We start from the raw sequence: 10,207 nt of genomic DNA, 5'->3' as shown, positions 1-10,207 counted from the left end.
GTCCACCTGTCACCACGGCAGGTGGACGCCGGCCTTTTTTCATATAATTCCGAAAAGAAATATTGCAAATAGCCGCAATCGATCCATTTGCGTGGATAATTCAGGCTTGCTCGGGCGATGGCCTGCCGTTGTCACCGGCTACACTGGCTGCATGCTGGCGCGTCCTGCGCGCCCCGGCCGGCCCGGCGCCGCCATTTTTTAGTGATGAATTGGAACACTATGAAAACTACCTTGAAATTGTCGTCCCTGCTGCTGGTGCCGCTGCTGGCCGTGCTGACCGCCTGCGGCGGCGGTGGCGGCAGCAGCACCAGCGGCAGCTCCTCGTCGACCAGCCCGACTCTGGTCTCGATCGCCATCACGCCAGCCAGCCCCACCATCGCCATCGGCACCAGCCAGCAGTTGACGGCCACCGGCACCTATAACGATGGCAGCAGCAAGGCCCTGACGTCGGGCGTATCGTGGGCGGCCAAGGGCACGGTGGTGTCGGTGGTATTCACCAGCGGCCTGGTGACGGGCAAGGCAGTCGGCACCGACACCGTCACGGCCACGGTGGGCAGCGTGGCCGGCAGCACCGACCTGACCGTCAAGGCGCCCTGGACCACGGTGGTGGCCGGCGGCAACCAGACTTTCGCGCGCAAGGCCGATGGCAGCCTGTACGGCTGGGGCTTGAACAACCGCGGCCAGCTCGGCGATACCACCACCACCGACCGCCTGACCCCGACCCCCGTCACCGGCAACGTGCTGACCTGGAAGCAGGTGGCCGTGGGCGAGCAGTTCACTGTCGCGCTGCGCGCCGACGGCACGCTGTGGGCCTGGGGCTTCAACCAGAATGGCCAGCTGGGCGACGGTACCACCATCGACCGTGCCGCACCGGTCAAGATCGGCACCACCGCCGACTGGACTTACGTGGCGGCCGGCAAGGCCCACGTGTTGGCCGTCAACAAGACCGGCGTCCTGTATGGCTGGGGCCGTAACTTCAATGGCCAGTTGGGCGACGGTAGCAATATCGACAAGCTGGTGCCGACCAAGATCGTCACCGCCGTCACCACGCCCTGGCTCAAGGTGGCGGCCGGTGCCACCCATAGCCTGGGCTTGCGGGCCGATGGTTCGCTGTACGCGTGGGGCGGCAACCTGAATGGCCAGCTGGGCCAGGGCACCAGCGGCACGGATGGGCTGACTCCGACCCGCGTCGGCACCTCGACCTGGACCGTGGTGTCGGCCGGCGACAGCCATTCGGTCGCGATCCGCGCCGACGGTGCCCTGTTCGCCTGGGGCGGCAACAATTTCGGCCAGGTGGGTAACAACGGTTCGCTCGATGTGAATTTGCCGGCCCAGATCTCGCCCGACATGAACTGGGCCGTGGTCTCGGCCGGCGGCAGCCACACCATGGCCGTGCGCACCGACGGCACGCTGTGGGGCTGGGGCGCCAACGGCGACGGCCAGCTGGGCGATGGCCTGGGGCTGGATACGAGCAGCCCGAACCGCATCGGCACGGCCGGCAACTGGAGCAGCGTAAGCGCCGGCGCCAACCACACCTTCGGCCTGCAGACGGACAGCACGCTGTGGGGCTGGGGCCGCAACGTGGAAGGCCAGCTGGGTAACGGCAAGACGGTGTCCGCGCCCACGCCGGTCAACCTGCCGTAAACAGCTGGCGGGCGGCACACCAGGCGGCGGGCGCAAGCCCGGCCGCCTTTTTTTTCAGCCTCGGTGGCGGCGGCCAGGGCCACTGACGCCGGCTTGTCCATGGCAGGCCGGCGCCGCCCATTCGCGCGCAATATTTTGTCGTAATGCAACGACACGGCATGCGTGGCGCCGGCGGGACGGGCTACAATCTGCGGGCGCGCCCGCGCCCCGCACTCTTGCCACAGGAATCAGCCGTGCCCTCCACCGCCGCCCGTCTTGCCGCCCGCTGTCGCCACGCCGTCCGCTTTCTGGGCCGGCGCGGCTGGCTGCTGCTGGGCTGGGCCCTGCTGGCGGCGGCGCCGGCCCAGGCCCTGGACGCCGTCACCTTGCAGCTCAAGCACAGCCACCAGTTCCAGTTCGCCGGCTATTACGCGGCGCTGGAGCGCGGCTATTACCGCGAAGCGGGGCTGGACGTGCGTATTCTGGAAGGCTCGGATAGCAATGCGCCGGAACGGGCCGTGCTCGCCGGCACGGCCAACTACGGTGTCGGCACCAGCAGCCTGCTGCTGGCGCGCCTGGCCGGCAAGCCGGTGGTAGTGCTGGGCGTGATCTTCCAGCATTCGCCGTATGCGCTGGTGATGCGCCAGCGCGGCACGGAACCGGACTTGCGCCGCATCGTCGGCAAGCGCGCCATGATAGGCTCGCTCACGGACGAGCTGACCAGCGCCGACGAACTGCTGGCCTACCTGAAGCAGGAGGGCATACCGGTCACCAGCTTCCAGCGCGTCGAGCACAGCTTCAATCCGGACGATCTGGTGTCGGGCAAGGTGGACGCCATGTCGATCTACATCACCAACGAGCCTGACATTTTCGACCGGCTCGGCTTCCCCTACGACATCTACAGCCCGCGCGCGGCCGGCATCGATTTCTACGGCGACAACCTGTTTACCAGCGAGACCGAGGTGACCGGCCACCCGCAGCGGGTCAAGGCGTTCCGCGCCGCCAGCATGCGCGGCTGGCAGTACGCCATGAGCCACCAGGAAGAGATCGCCGACCTCATCCTCAACAAGTATTCGCGCCGCAACGACCGCCAGCACCTGCTGTACGAGGCGCGCCAGATGGTGCCGCTGGTGCAGCCCGTGCTGGTGGAGATCGGCTACATGAATCCCGAGCGCTGGCGCCATATCGCCGACGTGTACGCGGGGCTGGATATGCTGCCGGCCCACGCCAGCTTCGACGGTTTCATGTACGAGGCCGGCGAGGGCCGCAACCGCCTGACGTGGTTGTACCGGGTGCTGGGCGCGGCGGCGCTGCTGCTGGTGCTGGGCGCGGCCGTGCACTTCAGCCTGCTGGCGCGGGAACGCCAGCGGGCCGAGGAAACCATCCGCAAGGGCGAGCTGCGTTTTCGCACCATGTTCGAAAAGGCGCCGCTGGGCATCGCCCTGATCGATTCGCACACGGGCCGCTTCAGCGACATCAACCCGCGCTACCTGCAGATCGCGGGACGCACGCTGGAGGTGATGATCGCCAGCCGCTGGATGGACCTCAGCCACCCGGACGACGTGGCGCCGGAACTGCTGCAGATGGAGCAGCTCAACGCCGGGCGCATCGCCGGCTACAAGCTGTCCAAGCGGCTGCTGCGGCCGGACGGCACGGTGGTGTGGGTGGACGCCTCGGTGGCCGCCATCGAGACGGCCGCGCGCGGCCATCCGCACCACCTGTGCATGATCGAGGACGTGACGGACAAGAAGGAGACGGAAGCGCTGATCTGGCAGCAGGCCAATTTCGACCCGCTGACCCAGTTGCCGAACCGGCGCATGTTCCACGACCGGCTGGCGCACGCCATGCTCAAGAGCCAGCGCGACGGCAGCCGCATCGCCGTGCTGTTCATCGACCTCGACCACTTCAAGGAAGTCAACGACACGCTGGGCCACCAGCAGGGTGACGTGCTGCTGGTGGACGCGGCCCGGCGCATCGGCGCCTGCGTGCGCAAGTCCGACACGGTGGCGCGCCTGGGCGGCGACGAGTTCACGGTGATCCTGTCCGGGGTGGACGAGGCGGGCCGGGTGGACGCCATCGCCCAGCACATCCTCGACAGTCTGCGGGCCCCGTTCGCGCTGGGCGAGGAGCAAGCGTTCGTGTCGGCCTCGATCGGCATCACGCTGTATCCGGACGACGCGCGCGACATCGACAACCTGCTCAAGCATGCCGACCAGGCCATGTACGCGGCCAAGGGCGGCGGGCGCAACCGCTTCAGCTATTTCACGCCCACGCTGCAGGTGGCCGCGCTCAACCGCATGCGCCTGACCAACGACTTGCGCGGCGCCCTCAAGGGCGGCCAGCTGGCCCTGTATTTCCAGCCCATCGTGCACCTGCGCACGGGCCGCATCCACAAGGCCGAAGCGTTGATACGGTGGAACCATCCCCAGCGCGGCATGGTCAGCCCGCTGGAATTCATCCCGCTGGCCGAGGCGAGCGGGCTGATCATCGAGATCGGCGAATGGGTGCTGCGCGAATCGGTGCGCTGGGTGCGGCGCTGGCGCAACGAGCACCATCCCGAGTTCCAGGTCAGCGTCAACCAGTCGCCGCTGGAATTCCAGCGCGAGGACGGCTCCTACCAGGCCTGGCTGAGCGAACTGCAGGCGCTGGACTTGCCGGGCCAGTCGGTGGTGGTGGAGATCACGGAAGGCTTGCTGCTCGACGCCAACAGCGCCGTCAGCAACAAGCTGCTGCAGCTGCGCGACGCCGGCATCCAGGTCGCGCTGGACGACTTCGGCACCGGCTATTCGTCGCTGTCCTACCTGAAGAAGTTCGACATCGATTACCTGAAGATCGACCGCAGCTTCACCCGCAACCTGGCGCCCGATTCGAGCGACATGGCGCTGTCGGACGCCATCATCGTCATGGCCCACAAGCTGGGCCTGCGGGTGATCGCGGAAGGGGTGGAGACGGCCGAGCAGCGTGACCTGCTGGCGGCGGCCGGCTGCGACTACGGCCAGGGTTACCTGTTCGCGCGCCCCATGCCGGCCGAGCAGTTCGACGCCCTGCTCAAGGCGCAGGCGCTGCACGCGCCGGAGGCTGGGGCGGCTCCCGGCGACTGGCCGGCCCCAGCCACCGTTACATCAGCTTGATGGCCACCAGCCCGCCATCGCTGCCGCGCACCCCGGTCGTGATGTACAGGATGCCGGCGCCGGAAATGGCCAGGTTGCCGCCCTGGCCGTACTGCCACACGGGCAGATGGGTCTTCAGGTCGATCGCATAGACGGCGCGGTCGGTGCTGACGAAGACCAGGTTGTCCGTCACCAGCACGTTGCGGTGGAAGCCGGTATCGGTGGCCGGCAGTGCCCATGACCATCGTACCTGGCCGTCCGTCTCGTCGATGGCGTCCAGCCTGGTGCTGGTGGCGGCGTACAGCACGCCGTTGCCCAGCGCCGGATGGGTCTGGTAGGCGTCCGCCGTGCGCCAGCCGATGGCCTGGCGGGTGACGTCGTAATCGACCAGGACCCGCTGCTCATACTGCTCGCTGTTGCTGGCCGCCTGGCCGCTGAAGCCGCCGCCGCTGAAGGCGATCACGTTGTGTCCGGTGCCCAGCATGGGCGCCGCGAATTCGGAATAGCCGGACCAGCCGGGGAAGAACGGGTCGCCGATTTTGGCCACCAGGGCGCCGCTGGCCCGCTCGAACACTGACAGGTTGCCGCCGTTGGCCGTGCCGTATTGGTAGACGTAAGTGGCGTCGGCGGCTGGGGTGGTGACGTCGTAGGCGGCGGCCGGCACGCGCCAATTGAGCTTGCCGTCCGCCGTCGCGTAGCTCGACAGCAGGCCCGAGGTGTGCAGCACGCTGTCGCCTTCGATGGTGGGCGCGAAGTAAGCCGTCCATTGCGAGTCATACGGCATGGTGAACTTGTACTTGCCGGTGGCGGCATCGAGTGCCGTCAGGCGCGACTGTTCGCTTGCCGTGGTGGTGGCGAAGTAGACGGCGCCGTTGGCGTAGGCCGGCGGGCCTTCGGAGGCCATTCGGCCCGAGGCGTAATGCCAGGCCAGGCTGCCGTCGGCCTCGTTGAGCGCATAGACATCGGCCTGGCCGAAGTAGATGTCCTTGGAAACGAACACCATGCCCATGCCGGTCGCCACCGTGTTGATGCCGCCCACCGGTTCCGGATCGCCGGCCGGACGCGACCAGCTCCACAGCTTGGCGAACCTGGCCGGATCGAGCGTCACGTGCAGGTAGCCGTTGTGGGCATTGTTGCGTTGGAAGGTGCCCCAGTCGGCCAGCGCCACCTTGACGGCGTAGGCCACGCTCTGCGACGAGCCCGGATAGACCGTGGCGCAGGCGCTGTCCTGGCACAGCCGGAAACTGACCTGGCCGGCATAACTGCCCACGGCCAGCCCGGAACGGGTGCGCAGGTGCAACACGAACTTGCCCGGCGTGGTGGCGTCGATCGTCCCCTGCTGGACGAACAGGGCGTCGTCGAACTGGAAGGTGGGGACGATGGCATGGTCGCTGGTGCCGCTGTAGCTGGCCGTGACGGCCAGTTCCGTACCGGTGTTGCCTTCGATCAGCTGGGGTGTGGCGTTGGTCGCGGCAAGCTGCGCCGGCAGCGATGGGGTGGCAGGGGCGGAACCGCCGCCGCAGGCCGTCACGGCGACGGCCATGGCCGCCAGCGCGCAATGTTTCTGGAGAGGGTGCATGAAGGAGTTTGTTTGTATTTTTTAAACAATTAGTTTACTTGCAATTGTTATTATCAGGCAAGTAGACTGCTGCGACGATGCCCGAGAGGTGGCTTTGACGCTGCGCGGCATTCACAAGTAAGCTTGTCATCATTTAAACGCGCTGGCCCAAGTTTATGTCCGATCAGAACGCCGTACCCCTATCCCTGGCATTGGCGCCAGCCGAGTCCTCCATCCGCCGCCGTTCCCTGCTGGCCGCCTGCGGCGCGCATGCCGTGCACGACGGCTTGACCGACCTGATCTACGTGCTGCTGCCCATCTGGCAGGCGCAATTTGCCATCAGTTATGCCATGGTGGGCCTGCTGCGCGGCGCCTATTCGGGCATGATGGCCGGCTTCCAGCTGCTGGCCAGCCGGCTGGCGCGGCGCTGGGGACGCGAGCGCATGCTGGTGGGCGGCACGGCGCTGGCCGGCATCGCCTACCTGATCGCCGGCCAGGCCGGCGGCATGACGGTGCTGCTGATCGCGCTGCTGCTGGGTGGCCTGGGCGCCAGCACCCAGCACCCGCTGGCGTCGTCCATGGTGACCGACAGCCACGAGGCCGGCGGCGGGGTCAAGCAGGCGCTGGCCCAGTACAACTTTGCCGGCGACATCGGCAAGACCCTGATCCCGGGCCTGGTAGGCTTGCTGCTGGTGGTGGTCAGCTGGCAGGCCAGCGTCACGCTGATGGGTTTGCTGGGCCTGGCCGCCGCCGGGCTGTTGTGGTGGCTGATTCCGGCGTCGCATGAATTCGCAGCGGGCCAGCGTAAAGGCGCTGCCGCAACGTCCGGCAAGGGATCGGCCAGCGGCCTGCGCGCACTGCTGCTGACGGGCACCCTGGACAGCGCCGTGCGGATGGGCTTCCTCACCTTCCTGCCCTTTCTCCTGAAAAGCAAGGGGGCCGGCACGGCCGGCATCGGCCTGGCGCTGTCGCTGCTGTTCGTGGGGGGCGCGTTCGGCAAGCTGTTTTGCGGCTATCTGGGGGCGCGCATCGGCATGATGAAAACCGTGTGGATCACGGAGTCGGCCACTTCGCTGCTGATCCTGCTGGCCGTGTGGCTGCCGCAGGCCGGTGTGATGGCGCTGTTGCCGCTGCTGGGGCTGGCGCTGAACGGCACCTCGTCCGTGCTGTACGGCGCGGTGCCGGAACTGGCCGCCGCCGGCAAGCGCGAGCAGGCATTCGCGCTGTTCTACACGGGCACCATCGGCGGCGGGGCGCTGTCGCCCGTGCTGTTCGGCCGGCTCGGTGACGTGGCCGGCGTGCCTGTCGCGCTGATGGGGCTGGCGGCGATCCTGCTGTTCACGTTGCCGCTGGCGTGGCGCGTGAACAGGGCGCTGGGCAGCTGAACGCTCCGCAGGCCGCCGCCGCCGGCGCTGTTCGTCATCGTTCCGGCGGGCCGTCATCGCCCGCTGTGTCGCCCACCCCGCGCACTTTGCAGCCGGCCGCGCCGTCCTGGCGCGGAACGGGGATAATAATGTTTCTATATGCTTGCGTGATAGTCAAACTATATTGAATCTATTGCGACAATCAATTTTGCATATGGATGAAAAGACTTTACACTGACGTCTCAATGATTCACAACCCCACGAGGAAACCACAATGTCTCTGATCAACACCCAAGTAAAACCATTCAAGGCGACCGCTTACCACAACGGCAAATTCGTTGACCTGACGGAAGCGTCCCTGAAAGGCAAGTGGTCGGTATTCGTGTTCTACCCAGCCGACTTCACCTTCGTTTGCCCGACCGAACTGGAAGACCTGGCCAACAACTACGCGGAATTCTCCAAGCTGGGCGTGGAAGTGTACGGCATCTCGACCGACACCCACTTCGCCCACAAAGCCTGGCACGACACCTCGGACGCCATCAAGAAAGTGCAATACCCACTGGTGGGCGACCCGACCGGCCTGCTGGCCCGCAATTTCGAAGTGATGATCGAAGAAGAAGGCCTGGCCCTGCGCGGCACCTTCGTGATCAATCCCGAAGGCCAGATCAAGGTGCTGGAAGTGCACGACAACGGCATCGGCCGCGACGCCACCGAACTGCTGCGCAAGGTCAAGGCAGCCCAGTACGTCGCTTCCCACCCAGGCGAAGTGTGCCCGGCCAAGTGGACCGAAGGCGCAGCGACCCTGAAGCCTTCGCTGGACCTGGTTGGCAAGATCTAAGTTGAACCTGCTGGTTCACGCACAGTAGTACCGCGATGCCGGTCCGGGCGTCCGGCCCGGCATACGCCTCAAGAATACGCAAGGAAGAAAAATCATGTTAGATGCAGACCTGAAATCGCAGTTGAAAGCCTATTTGGAAAAGGTGGTGCAGCCGATCGAACTGGTCGCATCGCTTGATGACAGCCCCGCCGCGCACGAGATGCAGCAGCTGCTGCAGGACATCGTGTCGCTGAGCGACAAGATCACGCTGGTCGAACGGCGCGACGACAACGAGCGCAAGCCTTCGTTCAGCATCAACCGCCCCGGCACCGACATCGGCGTACGTTTCGCCGGCGTGCCCATGGGCCATGAATTCACCTCGCTGGTACTGGCCCTGCTGCAGGTGGGCGGCCACACCATCCGCCTGGACGACGCCGTGATCGAGCAGGTGCGCCAGCTGGAAGGCGATTACAACTTCGAGACCTTCATTTCGCTGTCCTGCCACAATTGCCCGGAAGTGGTGCAGGCGCTGAACGCGATGTCGGTCATCAATCCCCGCATCAAGGTCACCTCGATCGACGGCGGCGTGTTCCCGCAGGAAGTGGAAGCGCGCCAGATCATGGCCGTGCCCATGATGTTCCTGAACGGCGAGCACTTCGGCCAGGGCCGCACCAGCGTGGAGGAAATCCTCGCCAAACTGGACAAGAACGCCGGCGCCCGCCAGGCGGCCGAGCTGAGCAAGAAGGACGTGTTCGACGTGCTGATCGTCGGCGGCGGTCCGGCCGGCGCGGCGGCCGCCATCTACGCGGCCCGCAAGGGCATCAAGACGGGCGTGCTGTCGGATCGCTTCGGCGGCCAGGTGCTCGATACCCTGTCGATCGAGAACTTCGTGTCGATCAAGGAAACGGAAGGGCCCAAGTTCGCCGTCGCGCTGGAACAGCACGTCAAGCACTACGAGGTGGACATCATGAACACCCAGCGCGCCACCAAGCTGGTGCCGGGCAAGCTGATCGAGGTGCAGACGGCAAGCGGCGCCACCCTGAAGAGCAAGTCGGTGATCGTGGCCACTGGCGCGCGCTGGCGCGAAGTGAACGTGCCGGGCGAGCAGCAATACCGCAACCACGGCGTGGCCTACTGCCCGCACTGCGACGGCCCCCTGTTCAAGGGCAAGCGCGTGGCCGTGATCGGCGGCGGCAACTCCGGGGTGGAAGCGGCCATCGACTTGGCCGGCATCGTGTCGCACGTGACGCTGCTGGAATTTGGCGCCGAGCTGCGGGCCGACGCCGTGTTGCAGCGCAAGCTGCGCAGCCTGGCCAACGTGACGGTGATCGTGTCGGCCCAAACCACGGAAATCCATGGCGACGGCCAGAAGGTCAACGCGCTCAGCTACACGGACCGCGTGTCCGGCGCCGCCCGGCGGGTGGAACTGGAAGGGGTGTTCGTGCAGATCGGCCTGGTGCCCAACACGGAATGGCTGAAGGACACGGTGGCCTTGTCGCGCCACGGTGAAATCGAAGTCGACGCCCGTGGCCAGACCTCCGTACCGGGCGTGTTCGCGGCCGGCGACGTGACCACGGTGCCGTTCAAGCAGATCGTGATCGCCGTCGGCGAAGGGGCCAAGGCCGCCTTGTCGGCCTTCGATCACCTGATCCGTTCGGACGACAGCGCGGACGTGGCGCCACTGGCCGCCGCGGCCTGATACTGGAGAGCAGATAGCGCCGGCCACCCCCCCCCC

Annotated in this window: 6 protein-coding genes; 5 read left to right on the top strand and 1 reads right to left on the bottom strand. The window is 66.4% G+C overall.

The window, feature by feature from the left end; genetic code table 11:
- The first annotated feature begins 219 nt into the window (after nt 1-219).
- Together AC3WOS_RS27910 and AC3WOS_RS27905 are read left to right on the top strand one after the other, a co-directional pair.
- On the top strand, nt 220-1,644 hold the full coding sequence (locus AC3WOS_RS27910) for an RCC1 domain-containing protein (protein ID WP_492720506.1): 1,425 nt from the start codon (nt 220-222) through the stop codon (nt 1,642-1,644).
- Between the two features lie 233 nt (nt 1,645-1,877).
- The gene (locus AC3WOS_RS27905; RefSeq protein WP_492720504.1) at nt 1,878-4,754 is read left to right on the top strand and encodes an EAL domain-containing protein; all 2,877 of its coding nucleotides are present in this window, start codon (nt 1,878-1,880) and stop codon (nt 4,752-4,754) included.
- Here the strand turns inward: AC3WOS_RS27905 and AC3WOS_RS27900 are convergent.
- Nucleotides 4,741-6,312: an outer membrane protein assembly factor BamB family protein gene (locus AC3WOS_RS27900; RefSeq protein ID WP_492720503.1), complete on the bottom strand. Its 1,572-nt coding sequence runs from the start codon at nt 6,310-6,312 to the stop codon at nt 4,741-4,743. The genes AC3WOS_RS27905 and AC3WOS_RS27900 overlap by 14 nt on opposite strands.
- A gap of 155 nt (nt 6,313-6,467) precedes the next feature.
- Between AC3WOS_RS27900 and AC3WOS_RS27895 the strand changes: the two genes are divergently transcribed.
- The 3 genes from AC3WOS_RS27895 to ahpF all read left to right on the top strand — a co-directional run bounded on the left by AC3WOS_RS27895 (nt 6,468) and on the right by ahpF (nt 10,171).
- Nucleotides 6,468-7,676: an MFS transporter gene (locus AC3WOS_RS27895; protein WP_492720501.1), complete on the top strand. Its 1,209-nt coding sequence runs from the start codon at nt 6,468-6,470 to the stop codon at nt 7,674-7,676.
- 253 nt (nt 7,677-7,929) lie between these two features.
- Nucleotides 7,930-8,493 (top strand): alkyl hydroperoxide reductase subunit C, encoded by a 564-nt coding sequence (gene ahpC / locus AC3WOS_RS27890; RefSeq protein WP_492720499.1) that lies wholly within the window; start codon nt 7,930-7,932, stop codon nt 8,491-8,493.
- Between the two features lie 94 nt (nt 8,494-8,587).
- Nucleotides 8,588-10,171: an alkyl hydroperoxide reductase subunit F gene (ahpF, locus tag AC3WOS_RS27885; RefSeq protein WP_492720497.1), complete on the top strand. Its 1,584-nt coding sequence runs from the start codon at nt 8,588-8,590 to the stop codon at nt 10,169-10,171.
- Nucleotides 10,172-10,207: the final 36 nt, after the last annotated feature.

The organism is Rugamonas sp. FW305-51, assembly GCF_058786935.1.
The sequence above is the reverse complement of the archived record's forward strand: the minus strand, read 5'-3'. Positions and strand labels throughout refer to the sequence as shown.